Below are 23,363 nucleotides of genomic sequence, written 5' to 3'. Positions count from 1 at the left end.
TGCGGGGTGTGTCGGCGCACCGGGTACGCCAATCACGCCCTCACGTTAACCGACGGGAGAAATCCGCCACCCCGAGAGGTGTGTGACCTACATCACGCCGGGCTGGGGTGGCTCCGTGCTTTAACCGTCAAGTACCGTCTTTCCCGCCCCCACGGAAGGCAGGAGAAGGCCATGTCTGATTTAGGACAGGTTGACTATCTCGTCATCGGCGGCGGCCCCGCGGGCCTCCAGGCCGGTTACTTCCTCCAGAAGGCCGGCAGAGATTACCTCATCGTGGAAGAAGGAGACGCTCCAGGCGCTTTCTTCACCCGCTTCCCCAGGCATCGGACCCTGATTTCCTCCAACAAGGTGCACACCGGTTGGAGCGATCCCGAGATGCGGCTGCGCGTCGACTGGAACTCCTTGCTCTCGGACGAGGGCCCGCTGTTCACCGCGTACTCGCCCCGGTACTTCCCGCCGGCCGACGACATGGTCCGCTACCTGGCGGACTTCGCGCGGACACACGAGTTGCGCATCCGCTTCAACACCCGTGTCACCCGGATCTCCCGGCCCGACGGCGACCTCTTCACCGCGACCGACCGCAGTGGCAACGTTGTCCGGGCCCGGCGCGTCATCGTCGCCACCGGCGTCTCGCGGCCGTACGTGCCGCCCATCGAGGGCGCCGAGGAGGCCGAGCACTACGACCAGGTGTCCGTGGACCCGGCCGAATTCACCGACAAGCGGGTGCTGATCATCGGGCGGGGCAATTCCGCCTTCGAGACCGCCGACAATCTCATCGAGACCGCCGCCGTCATCCACGTCGCCGGACCCGGCTCGCTCAAACTCGCCTGGCGCACCCATTTCGTCGGTCATCTCCGGGCCGTCAACAACAACTTTCTGGACACCTACCAGCTCAAGTCCCAGAACGCCGTACTCGACGGTGACATCCTGCGCATAGCGCGGAAGTCCGACGGCACCTATGTCGTGAGTGTGAAATTCTCGCGTGTCGCGGAAGTGGTCAAGGACATCCAGTACGACCGGGTCGTTCTGGCCACCGGATTCCGGTTCGACGCCTCGATCTTCGACGACGACTGCCGTCCCGACCTCGTCATCAAGGACCGCTTCCCGCAGCTCACCGATGCCTGGGAATCGGTGAACGTGCCCGGTCTGTATTTCGCCGGCACCATCACCCAGTCCCTGGACTTCAAGAAGTCCACCAGCGGCTTCATCCACGGGTTCCGGTACGGGGTGAAGGCGCTGCACCGCATCCTGGAGCGCCGCTACCACGACCGGCAATGGCCGCACACCACCCTGCCCGCAGCCGCCGGCCCCGTGACCGACGCCGTCATCGAGCGGGTCAACCGCACCTCGGCCCTGTGGCAGCTGTTCGGATTCCTCGGCGACGCGGTGCTGGTCGGCGCCGACGGCGAGGTCCGCTACTGCGAGGAGATCCCGGTGGCGCACCTGCACGAGGCCGCCGCCCGGGGCGAGTTCGGGAACCCGGTCTCCTACTTCACCGTCACGCTGGAGTACGGCGCCGACCACGACCGCGTCGACCCCTTCGACCTTACCGTCAGCAGGACGCCCCAGCAGGACACCAGCGGTCTCGACGCGCGCTATCTGCACCCGGTGGTACGGCAGTTCCTGCCCGACGGCAGCGGCAAGCCGGTCGCCGAGCACCACATCACGGAGAACCTGGAGAACGAGTGGGACAACCCCGACGTCCACGTCGGCCCGCTGCGTTCCTTCCTCGCGTCCCGGCTGGCCGCCGGGGACGACCTCCCGGCAGGCGAGGAACTCGCCGCGCCCCGGGCATGACCGGCCCGCACGCCGACCCGCCGCACGGTCCAGCCGAGTCGGCACGCGAAAGACTCGGTCCCGCGCACTACGACTACTTCGCCGGCGGCGCGGGCGAGGAGACGGCGCTCAGGGACAACGAGGACGCCTTCGGCCGGCTGGCCCTGCTTCCCCGGGTGCTGCGTGGCGGCGCCGTGCGCGACACCCGGGTGAGCGTGCTGGGCCGGGAATGGCCGGCACCGCTCTTCGTCTCGCCCACCGCCTTCCACCGTCTCGCCCACCCCGACGGCGAGGCGGCCACCGCCCGCGCCGCCGCCGCGACCGGCACCCCGCTGGTCACCGGCATGGCCGCCACCACCGCCGTCGCGGATGTCGTCACCGCGGCCCGCGAGGCGGACCCGGACGCGGTGGTCTGGTTCCAGCTGTACCTGCAACCGGAGCACGAGGTCACCGCCGAGCTGGTGCGCCGGGCCGAACGGGCGGGGTGCTCCGCCCTCGTCGTGACCGTCGACTCACCCGTCTTCGGCAGGCGCACCCGGGACCTGCGCAACGGCTTCCACGACCTGCCGCCCGGTCTCGCGGCCGAGAACATGCGGGACCTGCCCGGCGCGGCACCCGGCGCCACCCGCGACATCGCCATGTGGCCGGCCGGCTGGGACGACCTCGGGCGGCTGCGCGAGCTGACCGGCCTGCCCCTCGTCCTGAAGGGTGTCCTGCACCCCGAGGACGCGCGTGCCGCCGTCGAGCACGGCGTCGACGCGCTGATCGTGTCCAACCACGGGGGACGGCAACTCGACGCCGCTCCCGCGTCGGTCGAGGCACTCCCGGCCGTGGCCGAGGCCGTCGCCGGACGGGTGCCGGTCCTGATGGACGGGGGAGTGCGCCGGGGCGGCGACATCGCCCTGGCCCTCGCCCTCGGAGCCCGGGCCGTCGGTGTGGGCCGCCCCGTGCTGTGGGCCCTGGCCACGGGCGGCGAGGCCGGGGTCCGGGAGGCGCTGACGGCCCTGCGCGAGGACTTCGACCAGGTGCTCGCCCTGTGCGGCGGGCACCGGCCGCGGGACCTCACGGCCGACCAGGTGGTCCCGCGCGGGCTCCCGTACCGCCCCCGCAGAGGAGAACCCGCATGATGAGCAGGAGAACGGCGGCGGCCCTGGCCGCGGGCGGTGCGCTGCTGCTGACCTCCCCGGCCTGGCTGCCCGGCAAGGTCGTCGCACTCCGCACGAAGGTCTTCGCCCGCGTCAACGGCGACGAGGGCATGCTCCTCCCCGACGCCACCTTCGGCCCCGACCGCTTCCAGGAGATCTACGGCCACCCGGCCGCCGGAGGCCGCAGCAAGGGCGCGGCACTGTCCGACCTGTTCTGGTACTGGCTCGCGCCCGGCGCCGACATCCACCAGGAGCACCTGGAGGCCGGACCCCGCTACGACGAGGTCGCCCGCCGGACGCTCGCCATCCTCTCCGGCCCGTCGGCGGAGCTGTACGAAGCCGCCGCACGGCACACCCGGCAGGCCCTGGACGCCGCGGCGAGCGGCCGCGTCCGGGCGGTACGACTGCGCGACCTGATGATGCCGGTGTGGGCCGCGTTCTTCTACGGCCTCGTCTTCGGGGAACCCTGTCCGGCCGAGGCCCGGCGGCTGATCGTCGCCCACGCCGAGGACGTCGTCAACGCCCTCAAGTGCACCCGTCCGCGCCGCATGCGCCGCAGGAACCGGCTCACCCGCTACCTGCTGCGCCGCCTGGCGGCCGGTGACGTACCGCACGCGCTCCCTGCCGGCCTGACCCGCCGCCAGCAGGCGTACTACCTCCAGGGCACCTTCTTCAACACCGCCGTCGTCCAGATGTCCGAGGCGATGGCCCACCTCCTGCTGGTCCTGGCCCAGCACCCGGAGGTGCAGGACCGGGTGGCGGCCACACCCGACGACGACCGCTACCTGAGCCATGTCATGAACGAGACGTTCCGCCTCTACCCGCTGTTCGGGGTGGCCCACCGGATCACCACCGCGGACATCGCCCTCGACGGTCTGCCCACGATCCCGGCGGGCACCGTCCTGACCTTCAGCTACCCCGACTACCACGCCACCGGGTACCCCGACCCCGAGCGCTTCGACCCCGGACGCTGGGCGACGCTCTCCGCGAAGAACGCCCACCACATCCCCTTCGGAGTCGCCACCAACCGGCCCTGCCCCGCCTGGCGCCTCGCACCCGTCGTCATGCGCGCCGCCACCCGCGAGGTGCTCGCCCGCTACGTGCTCGACTCGCCGGTCAGCCATACCCGCTCCATCCCGCACCGCGCTCCCTGCCTGCTCCTGCCCCGGGACCGGCCGGTCCCGGACCACCGGCGACGCGTCCTGCGCACGGCGCTGACCGTCCGCGACCGCGCCGAGGACGTCGGACGGAGCCTGCTGCAACTCCTCTTCGGCACCTGGATGGTGCTCGACGCCCGACGCACCAGCCCCGCCGCGACGTACTTCGCCCGGCACGACACCGAGGGCCGCCCGCTGGACGGCGGCCACGGCTCGCCCGGCACCGCGGCGGGACCCGCACAGGCCGCGGCCACCTGCCCCTACACCGGCCGGAGCGCCTGACAGCGACAACCCCCCCATACGTCTCCTCACCAAGGAGTCACCGTTGTCGACCACCGAGATGGGCCCGGCGTTCTTCCTCGCCGCGGCCGTCATCCTCATCGCGTGCCGCCTCGTCAGCCGGCTGCTTCGCCCGCTGGGCCAGCCACCGGTCGTCGGCGAGATGGTCGCCGGCGTGGCCCTCGGCCCCTCCGTCCTCGGCCTCCTCTCGCCCGGCCTGGAGAAGGCCGTCTTCCCGGACGAGATCCGCCCCGTGCTGTACGTGGCGGGACAGGTCGGCCTCGTCGTGTTCATGTTCCTGTCCGGATACGAGTTCCGGACCGACCGGCTGCGGTCGGTGGGCCGTACCGCGGTGCCCGTCTCGGCGGCCGGCATCGCCGTGCCCCTCGTGCTGGGCGCCGGACTGGCCTGGGCGGCACACGACACGGTGGACCTCTACCCGGACGGGATCTCGCCCACGGTGGGCGCGCTGTTCGTCGGCGTCACCGTGGCGATCACCGCCTTCCCGATGATGGCCCGGATCATCACCGAACGCGGGCTGACGAACACCCGCTTCGGATCGGTCTCCCTGGCCGCGGGCGCGCTCGACGACGCCGTGGCGTGGGTCCTGCTGGCCGGGGTGCTCAGCATGGCGGGCACTGGTGCGGACACCTTCCTGCGCGCCGTGATCGGCACGGCCGGGCTCGCCCTCTTCCTCGGCATCTTCCTCCGTCTCCGGCCCCAGGCCCTCGGACGGGCCCGGCGGCTGACCGAGGACCACATGCTGCTGGTCACCGTCCTGCTGCTGTTCCTGGCCGCGTGGTACACCGACCGCATCGGCCTGTACGCCGTGTTCGGAGCCTTCAGCCTCGGTGTCGCCTTCCCCCGCGACCCGGTGGTGACGCGCGCGGTGGAGGCCGTCGCACCGGTCGGCCGGATCGTGTTCCTGCCCCTGTTCTTCGCCTACTCCGGCCTCAACACGGACTTCACGCTGCTGTCCGACGGCAGGCTGCTGCTGTTCACCGTGGCCTGTGTGGCGGTGGCGATCATCAGCAAGTTCGGTGCGTGCTGGGCCGCGGCGCGGCTGCTGGGCGAGCCGCAGGCCGTCGCCGTCCGCGTCGGCACGCTGATGAACGCGCGCGGCCTGATGCAGCTCATCGCCATCAACGTGGGCCTGTCCGCGGGCATCGCCTCCCCCGCCCTCTTCGGCGTCCTCGTGATCGTCGCCCTGGTGACCACGGTGATGACGGCCCCGCTGCTGGCCCTGCTGGACCACCGGGACCGGAGCCGACGGCCGCGCGAAGCCTCCCTGGCGGGAATGACACCGACGGCGAGGGAACCCTGACGTCGTCCGGGGGCCACCCCGGCACCGCACGCGCCGTGGTGAGTGTGAGCCGCGGCATTGCCATCCCGCGCGACGGACCACCACGATGACGTGCGACGGACGTCAAGGAGGGCGGTGCCTCATGGGTGATCATGTGCATGTGCGACTCAGCCAGGGGCTGAGCGTGTCGGAACAGGGCCAGCTGATCGAGCACTCCCGCTGCCGGTGCGGGGCCACCTGGACGAAGGTGTTCGACGCCGACGGCGAGGATCCGGACCGCCCGGGCCCTTCCTGACCTCGCGCCTCCCCTCCCCGCGAGCCAGTCCGCGCACCCCTGCGAGCGGCTGGTCGGAGCACCGGCGGCAGCCGGTCCAGGCCGGGGCCGCCCTGGATCTGCGGCGTTCCCCTGCCTCCGCCCCATCGGGCACCTGCCCGTGCCGTGCCGTCTCGAAGAAGGGCGCCGCGCCGTCCCGCCCCGCTGCCGCCGCATCGGCGTACGACGGGGCGCAGAACCCGCCGATCCGGACCGGCGGCTCCAGGCCCCTCGCCCAGGCGCACGGCGAGGAGACGGGGGCCGGCGATGTCACCGAAGTCCGGGATGGTGACGGAGAAGCGCATCCCGGCCAGGACGCGCGGCCGGCCGTGACGGCGTCATCGGGTGCGGCTGACGTGACCGCGGCGGCACTCCGGGGCCCGAAGGCGCCGGCGGACTGATGCCGTCCGCCTCAGGGGCACGATCCTCGTCAGCCAACCGGACGGTGGCCTCGTCAGGGGGCGGGCTGCGGCGTGCCGTGACCGCCCGCATGGGCTTCGTCCGGCGTTCCGGGCGTGGGAAGGTGCTGTTCCGCCCACACGGTCTTGCCGTGGGCGTGGTGGCGGGTGCCCCAGCTCCGGGTGAGCTGGGCGACGATGAGGAGTCCGCGTCCGCTCTCGTCGAAGGTGCGGGCCCACCTCAGATGCGGGGAGGTGCTGCTGTTGTCGGAGACTTCGCAGATCAGGCCCGTGCCCTGGCGGATCAGGCGCAACCGCACCGGAGGCCCGGCATGGCGGACGGCGTTGGTGACGAGTTCGCTGACGATGAGTTCCGTGGTGGCGACGGCGTCCTGAAGGCCCCACGCGGTCAGCTTCTCCGCGACGCGGTGACGGGCCTCGGAGGCGGAGGCGAGGCCGGCCGTGAGCTCCCAGGTGGCGACGTTGCCGCTGCCGAGCCTGCGGGTGCGGGCGGCGAGCACGCCGGCGTGGGCGTGACGCCCACCGGACAGCAGCGTGTCGAGCGCGGCCTGGCAGACGTCACCCGGGCTCGGCCGGGGTCCCAGGTCCGTCAGCGGCGGCGCGGCCGCGCAGGCCCCGGCTGCCGGACCGGGTGTCCCGGGGCCGTGTCCGCGCAGCAGAAGCACACTGCCCTCGGGGAGACGGACCTCCGTGGCCTCCGCAGGCGGCCGTGCGTGTCCGAGCGGCGGGCCGGCCGGAAGGTCGACCGTGGTGACGACGCCGTCGGGCCTGATGACGGTCGGCGCCTCACATCCGGCGCCGGCGAGGGTGCAGCAGCCGGAGACGGGGTCGTAGACCGCGTACAGGCAGCTCACGGTCACCCCCGGCGCGCCCGCGCGGTGCCCGCCCGCGTCGCCGGCGGGACGCAGCCGGGCGAGCACGTGCTCCAGCCGGGTGAGCAGTTCCTCGGGTTGCAGGTCCAGGTCGGCCAGCGTGCGTACCGCGGCGCGCAGTTCGGCGGTGACGGCGGGCGCGGCGGTCCCGTCCTCGACGGAGCCCGCGACGAGCGCGACGCGGGCACCCGGCAGCGGTATGGCGTCGAGCCAGTAGGCCTGGGCGCCGGCCGTGCCGTCGGCAGCCGTGCGGCGAGCCGCCAGTTCCACCGCCGCGGGGTGCGGCAGGAGGTCCAGCCGCAGTTCGGTCATCGAGGGCGGCGCGTCAGGGGGCGTGCTGCGGGCGGGCTCCACGGGCCGCTCCGTGGGGACGGGAGCCGAGCGCTGGTGACGCAGCCGCGCCTTACAGACGACGAGGCTGAGTACGAGGGACAGCACGGCCGCGGAGATCACGACCGTTCGGCCGCCGCCCGAGACCCCCTGGATCGCGAAGCCGTAGACGGTCACGCTGGCGACGAGCGTCGCCACCCCGACCGCGAGGGTGCTGCGGACGGGAAGCAGCGCCGCGGCCACCAGGGGCGCCGGCAGCGAATAGGCGGACCAGCGGACCAGGCCCCCCGCCGACGCGCCCAGCTGGACCGCGCAGGCCGCGCACAGATAGACGGCGAGCAGCGGGCCGGGGTGCCACAGCAGGCGGCGTACGGCGGCCGTCCTCGTCACGGTCTCTCCCGGACCGGCGGTGTGCAGGGGGGAGACAGGGGGCGGGGGGTCGTCGTCGCCGGTCGTGTCGCCGGTCACGCGGTCGCCTCCGGTGCGGGTCCCGCGACGGCCGTCGGGACGTGGCGGGAGCGGGCGGGGGAGTGTACGGCCACCATGGCGAGGTCGTCGTCCAGGTGCCGCCCCGCATAACTCTTCAGGTCCTTGCTGATGTCCCGCAGGAGGCCCTGCGGACACTGCCACGCCCAGGCGGCGGCGCGTTCGAGGACGGGGTAGAAGCTCCCGGTGGCATCGCGGGCCTCGATGAGCCCGTCGGTGTAGAGCAGCAAGGTGTCTCCTGGCGCGAACGCGAAGGTGGCGAGGGGGAATTCCTCCGCCGTGCTCCCGGCCAGGCCGAGCGGCGGAGCGGGACGGGTCACACACAGGGCGGTCACGGGGCCGCGCCGGTTGACCAGGGGCGGGGGATGTCCGCAGCTGACGATCCGGACGGTCTCCTCTCCGTCGGGAAGTTCGGCCAGCAGGGCCGTGATGAAGCGCTCGGCGCAGTCGGGCGCCAGTCCGGCCATCTCGTCCAGGTGCCTGCGGACACTGCGTTCCAGGGCGGCCGCCAGCTCCGGGAGCGTCTCGTGCTGGTGGGCCGCCTCGCGGAACGCGCCGAGCAGGGCGGAGGCGTCCTCCAGGGCCGGCAGACCCCTGCCGCGGACGTCGCCTATGAGGATGCGGGTCGCGCGGCCGGTGCGGGCGGCGGCGTACAGGTCACCGCCCACCTGGGCGTGCGCGGTGGCCGCCCGGTACGCCGACGCGACACGCAAGGAGCCGAGTCTGCCGGGCAGGGGCCGCAGCAGAACCCGCTGGGCCGCCTCGGACACGGCCCGCACCTGCGTGAGTTCCCTCAGGTCACGGTCGTGCAGGGCGCGAGCGGCGATCACCGAGGCGGAGACGGCCAGCAGGGCGCCGATGTGAATGGGCAGCAGGGGCGAACGCAGCAGCCCGTCGTGCCAGTCGACGAGAACCACGGCCGCACTGGCGGTCAGCGCTGCGGCGACCGTGTACCGGGTGCGGGCGACCGCCGCGGTGCAGGTGGGGGCGGCCACGAGGAGGGGGGAGAGGTGAACGGCCAGGGGGGCGAAGGACGCCGCGAGGGTGATCGCCGCGATCAGCAGGAGGGGAAGGGCCAGCTGGGCTCGGAGACCGCTGGTGAGGGGTCTGCCGGTACCCGTGGGGCCGAACCGGGATCGGCTTCCCCACCGGATCCGGAGCCCCCGCGGCCCATGGCCCTCGGGGTCCTTCGGACCCGGTGCCGGGACACGGCGGGAAGGAGATTTCATGGGGGTCCTATGAGGGGGCGAACCTCATGAGCGCCGGGGATCGTGTGGCGATGCGGCGCAGACGCTCCGACGGAAGTGGATCATGGGCCCGCCGTCCTTACCGGATTCATGACGCATTCTCACCGTAATGCGAGAAATGGTTTCCGTAATGCGGACTCAAATGTGCGACACCCGACGGCGCGAGTCAAGCGGCATATCATCTCGGCCTCACCATGACAAGACTGTACGCATTTGTGAAGTTTGAAGTAGCTTCGAGCCATTCAAGTCATCTGTCCATAAAGGTGATGATGTGGAGAGGCGAAGGCGGCAGGCCGAAGCCCTGCCGTTCCACGCGTCCTTCCTGACCGCCGCTCACGCGGCGTCCCGGGGCGCCTCCCTGCTGTGCGCCCTGCTCGGCGCGGTGGGCCTGTCCGGCTGGATCTCCGGCATCGCCGTGCTGAAGAGCGCCCTGCCCGGCGCCGCCCCGGTCATGAAACCGAACACCGCCGTGGCCCTCCTCGCGGTGGGCCTCTCGCTGTTCCTGGCGGCCCGCGGGCCCATGACCCGGCCGACGACCGCCGTGGCTCGCACGGCCGCGGGGCTGGCCGCCCTGATCGGCGGACTCACCCTGCTGGAGTACCTCACCGGCACCCGCCTCGGCATCGACCAGCTCCTGTTCAGGGACGGCAGCCTGCGGCTGATGACCGGCGCGCCCGGACGGATGGCCCCGAGCGTGGCCGCGGCGCTGACGCTCGGAGGCGCGGCGGCCCTGGGCCTGAGCATGCGCCGACTGCCCGCCTGGGTGAGCCAGGCCTCGGGCCTGTCCGTCCTCGGACTGGGCCTGCTGCGCCTGTACGGGCTGGCCTACCACGCGCCCGAGATGGAACGGTTCGGCGCCTACATGGCCCTGCCCACCGCACTGGCCCTGGTCCTGCTGGGCATCGCCGCGTTCCTGGCCCGGCCGGACGAGGGCCTGGCCGGACTGCTGATGAACGCGGGCATCATGAGCCCCCTGGGGCGCCGGCTGGTCGCCACCAACCTGATCGTTCCGCTGCTGCTGGGCTGGGCCGTCCTGGCCGGCCAGGACGCGGGGCTGTACGGGGAGCGGCTGGGTACGGCGCTGCTGGTGTGGGGGCACGTGGTCGTCTTCACCGTCGTCGTCTTCGTCACCCTGCCCGTGGGCCGCCGAGTCGAGCTGGCACAGGCCCGGGCCGAACGGCAGGTCCGGCAGAACGAACTGCTGCAGGCCTTCATGGACCACACGCCCGCGACGGTGTTCATCACGGACCTGGACGGCCGCTTCCTCGCGGTCAACTCCACGTTCGAGGAGAACACCTGCGTGCCGGTCGAGCAGGTCCTGGGCCGGCGCGCCGAGGACGTCCTGCCGACCGGACTGGCACGGCACGTGAGCTCCGGCGACTTCGGCACACCGGCGAGCGGCACCGCCGTACAGCGGGAGGAACGTCTGCTCCTGCCGATAGGGCCCCGGGACGTCCTCACCACCTTGTTCCCCCTCACCGGTCCGACCGGCACGCCCTACGCCGTCTGCGGCGTGGTCATCGACGTCACCGAACGCGTCGCGGCCCAGCGCGAGGTCCAGCGGTCCCACCAGCGATTCCGCGCGCTGCTGGAATCCGCGCCCGACGCCACCCTGATCACGGACGGCGACGGCATCATCGTCATGGCCAACGCGCAGGTCGAGCGGCTCTTCGGCCACAGGCCGGACGACCTCGTCGGCACCCTGGTCGCCGACCTGGTGCCCGGCGAGCGGCGCCGGCGGCACAGCGCGCTGCTGGGCGCCTACCTGCGCCGGCGCGACCCGCGGCCGATCGTCCTGGACCGGGACCTGTACGGGTTGCACCGCGACGGGCGTGAGTTCCCCGTCGAGGTCAGCGTCAGCACCCTCCAGGCCGAAGAGGACGCGGTGATGTTCATGGCCGTGCGGGACATCACCGAACGCCGGCAGCTCGAAGCGGAACGGGCCGGACGCTACGAGCAGCAGCGACGCGTCGCCTACACCCTGCAGCACAGCCTCATGGGCGAACCGCCCCGGCTGCCGCACCTGCCCAGCGCCCACCGTTATCTGGCGTCCGTCCAGGACCCCGGGGTGGGCGGGGACTGGTTCGACATCATCCCCCTGGACGCCCACCGCACCGGCATCATGATCGGCGACGTGATGGGCCGGGGCCTGGAGGCCGCGGCCGTCATGGGTCAGCTGCGCGCCGCGTCCCACGCACTGGCCCGCACGGGCATACCGCCCAGCCGGCTCATGACCGGCCTGGACGCGTTCGTCAGCGACCTGGCGGACCAGCTCGTCACCTGCGTGTACCTGGTGATCGACCAGGAAGCCCACCACGTCACCCTGTGCTCGGCCGGACACGTGCCGGTCATCGCCCGGCCTCCCGACGGGCCGGCCCACCGGCTGCCGGCACCGGTCGGTGTGCCGCTGGGCGTCAACGAACTGTCCGGCACCGCGGTGCCGTTCGAGGAGACGACCCAGCCGCTGCCCCCGGGCAGCACCGTCGCGCTCTACACCGACGGACTGGTCGAGAGGCCCGGCACCGACATCGAGGCACAGATCGATGTCCTCGCCCGCACCCTCGACGGCGTGTTGCAGAACGCTCCCTCCGGTCCGGACACCCTGGACGCCACCGCCGGCCACCTGGTCGGCAGCCTCATCCCGGACACGGCCACGCACGACGACGACGTGACGCTGCTCCTCCTCGGCGTGCCCCCGTCACAGGAGTGACCCGGTTCAGCGGTCCGCCGTGATGCGCAGTCCGATCGTGCGGGCCTCGGGACGCAGCGCGAACGCGGGCCGCACATCCGGCCCGCAGGACCGTGAGCCGAGTCCGTGCTGGGCCGCATCGATGATCAGGTGGCTCGTCGTCGAGCCGGGAAGCTCGAACGGGTGCCCGGCCCCTGCCATCTGCTGGGGGGTGTGGCGGCTCAGCGTGAAGCCAGGACGACGTCCGGACCTGTCCGGGACCGCCTCGACGCGCAGCACCTCGGTGCCGCCGCTCAGCAGGGTCAACCGGCGCAGTCCCGAACGGTGTCCGGTCTCCTGAGGGCGCGCATAGCCGGCCGAGAGGTCGCCGACGCCCGCGGTGAAGCGGCCCGTGCGCGCCGCACGCAGACTGTCCGGGTAGGACTCGAAGGGACCGAGACCGAACCACTCGGCGCCGTCGACCGGAGCCGTGCCGTCGGGAAATCCGAAACGGATCCCGATCCGGGGCCACACCGTCCGCCATCCCCTCGACGGCTCGATCTCCACGAGCAGTTCCAGACCGTCGTCCCCGAGGGACCAGACGGACTCCACCGTCACCGACGGGGCGGAGCCCGCCGCGGCGACCTTGTCGATCGTGCGCAGGGACCGCGCGGCCTGCTCCACCCGGACCCGCCGTGTCATGAGCCGGTCGAGACCGTAGCGGCGCCACAGGTCGGCGTGGGAGACACCGGCCACGGCGTCGCTGTCCTCGACCCGGTCGGACGCGCTCTCGTCGTTGTCGGTCGGTGCCCGGAACAGTTCCAGCCGCGGGCCCGTCACGGCGCGCCCGGCCAGTCGTACGAGGGACCCGTCGACGAAATCGGCGAACCCCAGCGTCAGGGTTCCCTCCCCCGGCCGCCAGTCGGTCCGGGGACGGGCCGCCGCCACGGTACGGGGTGCCGACGCGTCCCGCTGGGCCGTCGCGACCACGTGTCCCTCGGGCGCCCAGGCCGTCCCGGCCGCCAGCACCGCGTCCACCGTGAACCACGTCTCGGCGTCCGGTGACACACGGATCGGGGGCAGCGGCACCCGCGCCGAACCGCCCGGTGCGACGACGGGGACCTCTAGGTCCCCGCTCTCCACGGGCGTCCCGTCGTGCTCGACCCGCCAGCGGAAACGGAGGTCGGAGGTGTCCGCGGAGTGCCGCAGGTTCGTGACCGTGACGCCGTCGTCGCCGAAGCCGAAGCGGATCGGCTGCGCGACCGCCTTGAACTCGTGGAGACCGGGCGTCGGCACGTCGTCGCTGAGTACCATCCCGTCCATCACGAAGTTGCCGTCGTGCACCACCTCGCCGAAGTCGCCGCCGTAGGCGTAGTACGGCGTCCCGTCCGGGGCGCCGGCCAGGATGCCGTGGTCGCGCCACTCCCAGACGAAACCGCCGTGCACGCGCGGGTACGCGTGCACCAGTGCCTCGTACTCCTCGAGCCCTCCCGGCCCGTTGCCCATCGCGTGCGCGTACTCGCACAGCAGGAACGGCTTGGCACGCTGGCGGGCACTCTGTGCCGGAGTGCAGTGCGCCAGCGCCGAACGGGCGTCCTCGGCGCCGATCTGCTCGATCTCCGGCACCGATGCGTACATGCGCGAGTAGAGGTCGGTGTACTCGCCGGTGTGGTCACCTTCGTAGTGCACGGGGCGTTCGGCGTCGCGGGCGTGCACCCACGCCGACATGGCGGCGAGGTTGCCGCCCGTCCCCGCCTCGTTGCCGAGCGACCAGATCACGATGCCGGGGTGGTTCTTGTCCCGCTCGACGGTGCGCTGGATCCGGTCGAGGAGCGCCTCGCGCCACGCCGGGTCGTCGCAGGGGTTGCCGGCCCAGCCGGCGTCCTCGAAGCCGTGCGTCTCCAGATCGCATTCGAGGACGACCCAGAACCCGAGTTCGTCGGCGAGGTCGAGCAGCCTCGGGTGCGGCGGGTAGTGGCTGGTGCGGATGGCGTTCACGTTGAACCGCTTCATGCGGGCCAGGTCCGCCCGGGCGTGCTCCTCGTCGAAGACGCGCCCGCGCTCGGGGTGGGCCTCGTGGCGGTTCATCCCGTGGAACACGACGCGGCGGCCGTTGACCAGGAACCGGTCGCCGCGGATCTCGACCGTACGGAACCCCAGCCGCAGGGAGACGGTCTCGGCGGCCGTCGACACGGTGGCGTCGTACAGGCGCGGTCGTTCGGCCGACCAGGGCTCCACGCCGGCGATGTCGAGGGGGGCCACGTCGGCGGGTGCCGCCCAGACCCGCTCCACGCCGAGTTCCGGGATGCGCAGGGTGACCGGGAAGGCCGCCGCCTCGGCCGTGACCTCGGGGTCGACGCGTCCGCGCCCGTCGTCGAACCCGGTGCGCAGCCAGACGTCCTCGATGCCCCCCGCAGGCCGGGCGATCACGGTGACGTCCCGGAAGATCCCCGGCAGCCACCACTGGTCCTGGTCCTCCAGGTAACTGCCCGCCGACCACTGGTGCACCCGTACGGCGACGACGTTGTCGCCCGGGCGTACCACCGAGCTGACGTCGAACTCGTGGGCGAGCCGGCTGCCGCCGGCGCTGCCGATCTCCGTGCCGTTCACCCACACCCGGAAGAGCGACTCGACCCCGTCGAACCGCAGCACGACGCACTCGGCGTCCGACCAGTCGGCGGGCAGGTCGAAGTGGCGGCGGTAGTCGCCGGTGGGGTTCTCGTCCGGCACGTGGGGCGGGTCGAGCGGGAAGGGGTAGCGGATGTTGGTGTAGTGGGGCCGGCCGTAGGCTCCGTCGCCCTGGAGCACCCAGTGGGAGGGGACCGGAACGCCGTCCCAGCCGCTGTCGTCGAAGTCCTCGGCCGCGAAGTCCTCGGCCTCCGACGCCGTGGGCGACAGCCGGAACCGCCACGGCCCGTTGAGTGACCGGGAGGGCGCGTCGGAGTGCAGCCACGACCGCGCGGGACGCAAAGCCCCCCGTCCGGGGGCGAGGTCCGAGACATGGGTGGGGAGTGTGGAGGACAAGAGGTCACAACTCTTTCTCGTGAGCGAGTGAGCGAGTGAGCGAGTGCGTGAGCGGGGGCGTCGCGTGCCCGCGGCGACCGGTCAGCGCACCCTGACGGTGCGGATCTCCCACGGGGCGAGGTCGAGTCCGAGCCCGTCCCGCACCGGCGTCTCGGACAGGGGCCTGCCCAGCAGGTCGACCGTGGTGGCCTCCGTGAACGGGCCGGTGACGCGGACGTGCGCCCCGCTGTCGCTCATCGCCGTCAGCCGGATCTCGATGCCGCCGGTTCCGTGACCGGCGTCGGTGACCCGGCGAACGGCCGAGACGAGGACGTCCGTGCCGTCGACGCGGATGCCGGCCGCGTCCGGGGGCAGCCGGTCCCCGGCGGGGGCGGTCCCGCGGGTGACGAGTACGTCGTTGCGGAACTCCTCGGCGCGCGCGACCGCGCGGGCGCCCGCCCAGCCGGCCGCCGAGGGCAGCACCGCGAAACGGTTCTCGATGCGCATGCCCAGGTCCTGCGCACCCGGTGCCGGGATCTCGCTCGCCGCGGGCTCGTCACGGAGAGGATGGATGTTGACGCTGATCGAGCCGACGGCACGCAGCAGGGTGAGGGCGAGTTCGCGGCCGCCGTCGACGAGTTCGTACTCACCGGAGTGGGCGAGCAGGACGTGCGCGGCGCCGGCCGACACGAAGCAGCTCGCGGGGAACGTCGGGATCGGGTACTCGCCCCAGCCGCCCTCGGCGCTGAGCCCGCGTTCGGTGACGGCGAACTGCCCGGCGGAGGCCGACGTGTCCACGGCTTCGGGCAGCGGCACGTGGAAGCGCAGCCGGTGGTCGGCGCACTGGTTGAGGAACGCGGTGGACACCCGGACGAACGGCTCGCCGGCGCGCACCTCCACCAGCGTCTCGACTGGCGTCGGCACGGTCCGCACGCTGCGCACGTCACGGTCACGGGAGAGCTCCGCGGGCCACTCGTAGACACGGGTGACACGCACGCGCGCCCGCAGCGGGCCGCTCTCGAGCAGCTCGAAGCCGACCTCCGTGGGCTCCGAGACGAGCACGTCCCGGGCCGGGGGAGCGTAGTTGTAGCTGTCGCCGCGGTCTCCGCCGTCGACGAGCCGCCCGACCCCGTTCAGCACGGTGCCGTCGGCCCCCGTCACGTTCAATGTGCCGTCGTCGGCGATCTCGACCTCGACCAGCCCGTTCGACAGGGCGCGGGCCGTCGCCGCCGCCGGGGCGGGGGTCGCCGCGGAGGCGGCGGGCCGGTCGCCCGGCGCGACCCGGAAGCTCGCCAGCCCGCAGGCGGGGACGTGCACGGGCACCAGCGCGGTGGCACGCGCCTCCCGGAGCGTCAGCACCCGCCACTCACCCGGATGCGCGGCAGCGGCGGCGGCGACGTCCCGGCGCAGGATGAGCAGGTCGAACGGTCCGCCGGCCGGCACCTCGGCGAGGTGGAAGACGAGCGAACCCGGGGTGAGTTCGTAGTGGTCGATCAGCAGGCCGAAGAGTTCCCGGCGATGGATCCGGCGCAGCACGCGTTCGAGCTGCGAGGCGTCCACGCGCTCGTCGCTGAGCACGGTCGGGGTCTCGGAGATCAGTTGCACGGGGTGTTCGCGGCCGTCCGGGGTGGTGGCGACCAGCATGGTTCCCCCGGGCGGGGCCGCGACCTCCACCTCGACCAACGCCTCGCGGGGGAACGGCAGCGGATTGACGGCCAGATGACCGTCGCCCGGCACCAGGGCGGCGGGCTCGGCGAGAGCCGCGTCCCGGACGGCGCGCGCGATCTGCGCGGCTTCGGCGAGCCGCGCTTCGACCTGGGTACAGGTCTCGTCGGTGCCGGAACCGACCACCGAGTCGTGCGCCGTCGACTCGATGATCTTGTGCCAGGCGAGCGAGAGGAACGGCGAGTCGTCCCGCCGGGACCACAGCGCGTTGACCCGCTCGGCGTGGTCGATGGTGCGCTCGGCCACGGCCATCCGCTGCTTGAGGCCGAGCCGGACGGACAGCACGCCCGGCAGGATGTTCCCGCGCACATGACTGCGCAGCTCACCGGTGACGACGGTGGCCGCCTCGTCGCGCACGTGCTCGCGGACGTACGCGTCGAGCGTGGCGAGGGTGATGGCGCGGTCCGGGCCCGCCGCGCGCCGCAGCCAGGCCGCGAGCCGCGGGTCGGGCGCGGTGTGATCGGTGCCGGCCATCGCCAGCACCGGGTCGTCGCCCCACCGATGGGCCGTCGTCTCCGTGTACTCACCGAGCGCGCGGCCGATCCGGTCGGGTACCAGCAGCAGGTCGAGGCCGTTGTCGTAGCCGTCGAAGAGGAACTCGGTGCGCACCTCGGAGCCGTCGGGAGCACGCCAGCGGAAGGCGTGGCCTTCGACGGCACCGGGCACGCCGCGCCACAGCGCCGCGTGTTCGATGCCGGCACGGGCCAGGATCTGCGGCATCTGCGCGATGTGGCCGAACATGTCCGGCAGATAGCCGATGGGCATCGCCCCGCCCAGGCCCTCCGCGACCGCCCACCCGAGCTGGAGGTTGCGGACGATGGTCTCGCCGGAGCAGAGGAACTCGTCGAGCAGGATCAGCCACGGCCCGATGGCGATCCGGCCCTCGGCGACCAGGGCCGCGAGACGATCGCGGTTCTCCGGGCGCATCTCCAGGTAGTCCTCGACCGCGGCCATCTGACCGTCGACGGTGAACCGGAACTCCGGGTCGGCCTCGGCCGTCTCCAGCACGGTGTCGAGGGCGGTGACCAGCCGGTGCCGGAACACCTGGAAGGGCTCGTACCACTCGCGGTCCCAGTGGAAGTGGGGCACGAACACGGCCGCATGGGGCATGGCGACAGACACCTTCTGTGCGAGGGGGGCGGACGTCACTTGAGGGACCCGGCGGCGAGCCCGGTCCGCCAGAACCGCTGGAGGAGCACGAACACGATGATCACGGGCACGATCGACACCAGCGAGCCGGTGATCACGGACTGCTGGAGCAGCGGGGCGCGGGCGGTCTGGCCGTTCCACTCGTACAGGCCGAGCGTGATCGGGAACAGGGACTCCTTCTGCAGCATCACCATCGGCAGGAAGAAGTTGTTCCAGATGGCCACGAACTGGAACAGGAAGATGGTCACCAGGGCCGGCGTCATCAGCCGGAACGCCACCGAGAAGAACGTGCGGAACTCGCCCGCGCCGTCCAGCCGCGCCGACTCGATCAGCTCCTGCGGGACGGACGCGTTGGCGAAGACGCGCGCGAGGTAGACGCCGAACGGGCTGACGACGCTGGGCAGGAAGACCGCGAGATAGGTGTTGACGAGCCCGGTCGCCGAGAACAGCAGGAACAGCGGCAGGGCGAGCGCGGTGGTGGGGACGAGGACGCCGCCGAGGATGACGGAGAACAGCACCTCCCGGCCGCGGAAGCGGAACTTGGCGAGGGCGTAGCCGCACAGCGCGGAGATCAGGGTGCCCACGGCCGCGCCCAGCACCGCGTAGACGACGGTGTTGAGGGCCCAGCGGCCGAAGATGCCGTCGCTGCGCGTGAACAGGACGCGGAGGTTCTCGAACAGGTTGAAGTGCGAGAACACCAGCCCGTTGGTCGAGGCGAGGTCGCCCTGCGGCTTCGTCGCCGCGACGACGAGGAAGTAGACGGGCAGCAGGAAGTAGAGGGCGAGGAGCAGCATCAGGGCCATGACGGCCGTACGGCTGACACGGCTCTCACGGATCACGGAGGGGTTGCTCACAGTCCGGCCCTCTTCGCGGTCAGTCGCATGAACCCGAAGCTCAACACGAAGGTGATGACGGCGATGACCACGGAAATCGCCGCGGCCTGCTGGTAGTTGTTCCCCGAGGCCACCGTGTACGCGAGCATGTTCGGCGTGAACGTGCTGGGGATGTTCGAGGAGATCTGGCGCAGCACGGCCGGCTCGGCGTACAGCTGGAGCGTGCCGATGATCGAGAACACCGAGGTCAGCACGATCGACGGAGCGATGATCGGGACCTTGACCCGCCATGCGATCGTCCAGTTGCTCGCGCCGTCGATCTTCGCGGCCTCGTAGAGCTCCTGCGGGATCGACTGCAGTGCCGAGAACATGATCAGCATGTTGTAACCGGTCCACAGCCAGGTGGAGACGTTGGCGGTCGACCACAGCACAGCACCCGGGCCGAGGAAGTCCGGCTTGAGGCCGACGCCGTTCAGCAGGTCGACGACGGGGCTGAGCTGGGGCGAGTACAGGTACGACCACATGATCGCGGCGATGACTCCCGGCACCGCGTACGGCATGAACGCGGTGATGCGGAAGAACGCCTTGAGCCTCAGCAGCGGAGTGTCGAGCAGCAACGCGATGATCAGGGCGACGAACAGCATGACCGGCACCTGCACGACGCCGAACAGCCCGATGCGGCCGATGCTGGACCAGAACTCGGTGTTCCGCAGCACCTGCCCGTACTGCTCGAAGCCACCGAAGGCGGTGTACGAGGTCCCGTACTGCCCGCCGGTGCGGCGCACCACCCGGAGGCTCTGCCAGAGCGCGTAGCCGACAGGCACCAGGTAGAAGAGCAGGAACGGCAGGAAGAAGGGGGTCAGGAACGCGGCGACGGTGCCCGCCCGGGGCCCGCCGCCGTGGAGCCGGCGGCGGACGCGGACCGGCGCCACCACGGATGTCGCACGGGCTGCGGTGTCGGTCATGCCGTGGTCACTTGCCCGCCGTGACCGGGATCGCCTGGTCCTTCATCGATGTCAGCGCGGCCCTCTGGGCCGCCGTCAGCGCGTCGGTGAGCGTGCCGTCGCCGGCCGCCGCCTTGGCCATCGCGTCCTGCAACGCCAGGTTCACCGTCTTCTGCGTGGGACCCCAGGCGAAGCTGGTGTCGATCTTCTTGGAGGACTCGGCGAAGACGTCGAAGATCTTCTCGTTGCCGTAGTACGCGACTCCCTTCTGCAGCGAGGGAAGTCGCAGCCCGGCAGTGGCCGCGGGGTACAGGCCGCCCAGCTTGTTCTCCATGGCGAGCGCCTCCGGATCGGTGTTCAGCCAGGTGTTGAACTGCACCGACTCGTACAGGTGCCGGCTGCCCTTCATGAACGCGACGGTCGACCCGCCCCAGTCACCGGAGGCGCCGTCCGTCCCCCAGGCCGGCATCGGGACGACCGACCACTTGCCGGCCTGCTTGGGCAGGTTGTCGCGGAACATGCTGTAGCCCCAGGCGGCACCGACGTAGCTGGCGATCCGGTCCTTCTGGTACGCGGCGTACATCTGCGTCGAGCCGTTGGCGAGGTCGGTGCGCACGAGCTTGCCGGAGATCAGCTTCTGCCAGTACGCCGCCACCTGCCTGCTGCGCTCCGAGTCGACGGTGACCTGCCACTTGTCGTCGGAGTAGCCGTACATCTTCGCGTCGTTCTGCCAGAGCAGGCCGTTGAACCACTCGGCGTTGTTCGGGTCGAAGAACGTGATGGCGAGGTTCGGGTCCGCCTTGTGCAGCTTCTGTGCCGCGGACGCGTACTCGTCCCAGGTGGCGGGGATCGCGACGTGGTGCTTCTCGAAGAGGTCGCGGCGCACGAAGAGGGCCATCGGGCCGGTGTCCTGCGGGAGGGCGAACACACCGGTGCCGCCGAAGCTGGTCTGGGACCAGGTCCACGGGACGAACTTCGACCTGGCCGCGGTGGCCGCCTTGCACGCCGAGGCGTCCACGAAGGCGTTCTGGGTGCGCAGGTTGGGGAGTTCGTCGTAGCCGACCTGCGCCAGGTCCGGCGCCTTCCCCGCCTTCAGGGCGTTCCCCAGGGTGCCGTACTGGTCGTTGGAGATGTTCTTCGTCTCGACCCGGATGTCCGGATGCCGCTGGTTCCACAGGTCCACGACCTTGTCCATGCCCGGCACGGTGTTCCAGTACTGGAGGGTGACCTTGCCCTTGGAGGGCGCGCACGAGGCCGCCGATGCCTCGCCCGACGGCGCGGGCGAGGAGCACGCGGCGAGTACGGCGACACCGGCGGCCGCGGCCACGGTGGCGAGGCGGGTGCGCATGACTGTGCTGCTCATGTTTTCCGTTCCCGAGGACGACCGGCGACGGGCGCCGGCCGGGTCGACGTTGACTCACTCAGACGGGATGCCGCGGTGGACGTGGACGGCCGCGACGGTGCCGGTTCGGATCCCCGAGCACCGTGGCGGGAAGGGGCGACTCTGCTGTAGCTTCCGTCCGTGAGCGTTCACGGGAACGTTCACGGACGCTGTGAAACGTTCGGAAGTGTGCGCTCGGGTGCAGTTGAGTGTCAATACTTCGGATCACGACGGGGAGGTGGCCGACAGTGCCGTCCGGGACCGGTTCCCGCAGGGTGACGATCCATGACGTCGCCCGTGCTGCCGGGGTGTCCCGGCAGACCGTGTCACGCGCGCTGAACGACAAGGGGGAGATCGACGACTCCACCAAGCAGCGTGTGCTCGAGGCCGCGCGGACGCTGGGATACCGGCCGAGCCGGTTCGCCAGGGGGCTGGTGCGCCAGGACACCATCAGCGTCGGTCTCGTGATCCCCGACCTGCTCAACCCGTTCTTCACCGAGGTCGCCGCGGCGGCGCTGGAGGCGGCGCGGGCCCGCGGATGGCATGTCCTGGTCTACGACACCGCGGACAGCGCACAGGAGGAGCTCGGCACCCTCCAGGTGCTCGCCTCCCAAGTGGACGCGGTCGTCGGCTACTTCAGCCGGAGCGAGAGCGAGATCGAGCAGTGGACCCGGGGGCTGCCGGTCGTCCTGATCGACCGGGGCGAGGACGCCGAACGCTTCAGTTCCATCCGTATCGACGGACGGGACGGCGTCAGGGCGGCCGTCTCCCACCTCGTCCAGGCGGGGCACCGGCGCATCGGCATGCTCGACCACGCCGCTCGGACCGAGCCGAGCGTCCGGCACGCGTGGTTCGCCGAGGCGCTGACCGCATGTGGACTCGGTGACGGACCGGTGTGCCGCGCGGAGCAGAGCGTGCGGGGCGGCGAGAGGGCGCTGGAGCTCCTCCTCGGCCGGCATCCCGACGTGACCGCCGTGTTCGCCTTCAACGACGTCATCGCCATCGGCGCGCTCCGTGCCGCGCGCCGGACGGGACGACAGGTGCCGCGCGATCTGGCCGTGGTCGGCTTCGACGGGGTGACGCTCGGCACGCTGGTCGAGCCCCCACTGTCCAGCGTGGCCCTGGACATCCGCCGGCTCGGAGCACTCGCCGTCGAGCAAGCGGTGCGTCTCCTGACCGGTGACGGTCCGCTCGGCCCCGACGACCTCGTGGCCCGCGCGGAACTCCGGCTCCGCGAGTCCACCTAGGGTCTTTCGTTCGGACCGGGCCGGATCAGGGAGCCGTGCCAGGGCCCGCGAGCCCGGCATGATCCGAACGCGAGGCCCGGGGTCCGCCCCTCTGACCCCGTCACGTGGGGTCGGAGCGCAGGTCGACCGCTCGGCGCAGAGCCTTCCGGCAGGCCCGCACGGCGGGGTGCCGGCCGCGGCCACGGCGTACGACGGTGAAGATCCGACGGACGCGCTGACCGCGGGGGAGCGGCCGCAGCGTGACGGTCGGGGACTGTCCGGTCCAGACGAGGCCGGGCAGGAGGGCCGCGGCGTGCCTCTGCTCGACGAGGCGGAGGTGGAGCAGCAGGTCGGTGGTCTCGAACCGCACGTCCGGTTCGAAGCCGGCGTCGCGGCACAGGGTCGTGGCCCAGTGCCGGGCCGCGGTGCCCTCCGGTTCCATCACCCATGGGTGGTCGGCGAGGGAACGCAGCGCCGCGGCCGGCCCCTCGGCTTCCGCTGCGCCGGCCGGTGCCGGCAGGGCCAGGTGCAGGGGGTCGTCGAGCAGGTCCTCCTGTTCGAGTTCGGCGGGGCGGGGATTGGGGTTGCCGGGGTACTCCTCGGCGAGCACGAGGTCGAAGTCGCGGGCTTGCAGCGCGGGCAGGGCCTTCTCCGGCTCCATGTGGGTGACGTGGACACGCAGGTGCGGGTGCTGATCCCGAAGCAGGCCGAGCGCGGTGGGGACGAGGGCCAGGGCGGCCGTCTGGAACGAGGCGATGCGCAGGGTGCCGGTCAGGTCGGACAGCGAGGCGGCGATGTCCGCCTCCGCGCGCTCAAGGCGTTCGAGGACCGCTTCGGTGTGGGCGACGAGGATCTCGGCCTGCTCGGTCAGCCGTACCCGCCGCCCGACCGGTTCCAGCAGCGGGACACCGACCTCGCTCTCCAACAGGGAGAGCTGCTGGGAGACGGAGGAGGGGGCGTAGGACAGGGCGGTCGCGACGGCCGCCAGCGTGCCGCGGTGCTTCAGTTCCCGCAGCAGGCGCAGTCGGTGCAGATCGAACATGGCACGCTCGGTCCGTCGGCCCATCGGTCGGTTCCGTCGACGAGTATAGGTCGGAAACATTCGCT

15 protein-coding genes are annotated in these 23,363 nt (G+C 71.9%); 7 read left to right on the top strand and 8 right to left on the bottom strand.

The features are described from left to right. Positions 1-171 precede the first annotated feature (171 nt). The 5 genes from AB0946_RS28710 to AB0946_RS28690 all read left to right on the top strand — a co-directional run bounded on the left by AB0946_RS28710 (position 172) and on the right by AB0946_RS28690 (position 5,955). Entirely contained in the window at positions 172-1,797 is a 1,626-nt protein-coding gene (locus tag AB0946_RS28710) for an NAD(P)-binding domain-containing protein (protein WP_366763550.1), read from the top strand. Then, positions 1,794-2,903: an alpha-hydroxy acid oxidase gene (locus tag AB0946_RS28705; protein WP_366763549.1), complete on the top strand. Its 1,110-nt coding sequence runs from the start codon at positions 1,794-1,796 to the stop codon at positions 2,901-2,903. The genes AB0946_RS28710 and AB0946_RS28705 overlap by 4 nt, the downstream gene beginning before the upstream one ends. Then, entirely contained in the window at positions 2,900-4,360 is a 1,461-nt protein-coding gene (locus AB0946_RS28700) for a cytochrome P450 (protein WP_366763548.1), read from the top strand. The genes AB0946_RS28705 and AB0946_RS28700 overlap by 4 nt, the downstream gene beginning before the upstream one ends. A 43-nt stretch (positions 4,361-4,403) precedes the next feature. After that, positions 4,404-5,681 (top strand): cation:proton antiporter, encoded by a 1,278-nt coding sequence (locus AB0946_RS28695; RefSeq protein WP_366763547.1) that lies wholly within the window; start codon positions 4,404-4,406, stop codon positions 5,679-5,681. A gap of 121 nt (positions 5,682-5,802) precedes the next feature. After that, complete coding sequence (locus tag AB0946_RS28690) at positions 5,803-5,955, top strand: hypothetical protein (RefSeq protein WP_366763546.1); 153 nt, start codon at positions 5,803-5,805, stop codon at positions 5,953-5,955. A gap of 472 nt (positions 5,956-6,427) precedes the next feature. Here the strand turns inward: AB0946_RS28690 and AB0946_RS28685 are convergent, their stop codons facing one another. Then, positions 6,428-8,062, bottom strand: coding sequence for an ATP-binding SpoIIE family protein phosphatase (locus AB0946_RS28685; protein ID WP_366763545.1), 1,635 nt, complete (start codon positions 8,060-8,062; stop codon positions 6,428-6,430). Continuing rightward, positions 8,059-9,075 (bottom strand): PP2C family protein-serine/threonine phosphatase, encoded by a 1,017-nt coding sequence (locus tag AB0946_RS28680; RefSeq protein ID WP_366763604.1) that lies wholly within the window; start codon positions 9,073-9,075, stop codon positions 8,059-8,061. Before AB0946_RS28680 ends, AB0946_RS28685 begins: the two co-directional genes overlap by 4 nt. Before the next feature lie 523 nt (positions 9,076-9,598). Between AB0946_RS28680 and AB0946_RS28675 the strand changes: the two genes are divergently transcribed. Then, positions 9,599-12,037: a SpoIIE family protein phosphatase gene (locus AB0946_RS28675; RefSeq protein WP_366763544.1), complete on the top strand. Its 2,439-nt coding sequence runs from the start codon at positions 9,599-9,601 to the stop codon at positions 12,035-12,037. A gap of 6 nt (positions 12,038-12,043) precedes the next feature. On the opposite strand, the gene AB0946_RS28670 is transcribed toward AB0946_RS28675, so the two are convergent. The 5 genes from AB0946_RS28670 to AB0946_RS28650 all read right to left on the bottom strand — a co-directional run bounded on the left by AB0946_RS28670 (position 12,044) and on the right by AB0946_RS28650 (position 21,012). Next, entirely contained in the window at positions 12,044-15,019 is a 2,976-nt protein-coding gene (locus tag AB0946_RS28670; RefSeq protein WP_366763543.1) for a glycoside hydrolase family 2 TIM barrel-domain containing protein, read from the bottom strand. A gap of 81 nt (positions 15,020-15,100) precedes the next feature. After that, complete coding sequence (locus AB0946_RS28665) at positions 15,101-17,833, bottom strand: alpha-mannosidase (protein ID WP_366763542.1); 2,733 nt, start codon at positions 17,831-17,833, stop codon at positions 15,101-15,103. A 35-nt stretch (positions 17,834-17,868) separates the two neighbouring features. Then, entirely contained in the window at positions 17,869-18,675 is an 807-nt protein-coding gene (locus tag AB0946_RS28660) for a carbohydrate ABC transporter permease (RefSeq protein ID WP_366763603.1), read from the bottom strand. A 47-nt stretch (positions 18,676-18,722) separates the two neighbouring features. Then, a complete protein-coding gene (locus tag AB0946_RS28655) occupies positions 18,723-19,670 on the bottom strand; it encodes a sugar ABC transporter permease (protein ID WP_366763541.1) in 948 nt (315 codons plus the stop codon). A 7-nt stretch (positions 19,671-19,677) separates the two neighbouring features. Continuing rightward, positions 19,678-21,012: an ABC transporter substrate-binding protein gene (locus AB0946_RS28650; RefSeq protein ID WP_366763540.1), complete on the bottom strand. Its 1,335-nt coding sequence runs from the start codon at positions 21,010-21,012 to the stop codon at positions 19,678-19,680. 266 nt (positions 21,013-21,278) lie between these two features. Here AB0946_RS28650 and AB0946_RS28645 point away from each other — a divergent pair, with 266 nt between their 5' ends. Continuing rightward, a complete protein-coding gene (locus AB0946_RS28645) occupies positions 21,279-22,277 on the top strand; it encodes a LacI family DNA-binding transcriptional regulator (protein WP_366763539.1) in 999 nt (332 codons plus the stop codon). 100 nt (positions 22,278-22,377) lie between these two features. Here the strand turns inward: AB0946_RS28645 and AB0946_RS28640 are convergent, their stop codons facing one another. After that, the gene (locus tag AB0946_RS28640) at positions 22,378-23,298 is read right to left on the bottom strand and encodes a LysR substrate-binding domain-containing protein (RefSeq protein ID WP_366763602.1); all 921 of its coding nucleotides are present in this window, start codon (positions 23,296-23,298) and stop codon (positions 22,378-22,380) included. Positions 23,299-23,363 lie beyond the last annotated feature (65 nt).

This window comes from Streptomyces sp. NPDC046870, from assembly GCF_040704595.1.
Taxonomy (GTDB): Bacteria; Actinomycetota; Actinomycetes; order Streptomycetales; family Streptomycetaceae; genus Streptomyces; species Streptomyces argyrophylli.
This window is presented reverse-complemented; position numbering and strand designations above follow the sequence as displayed.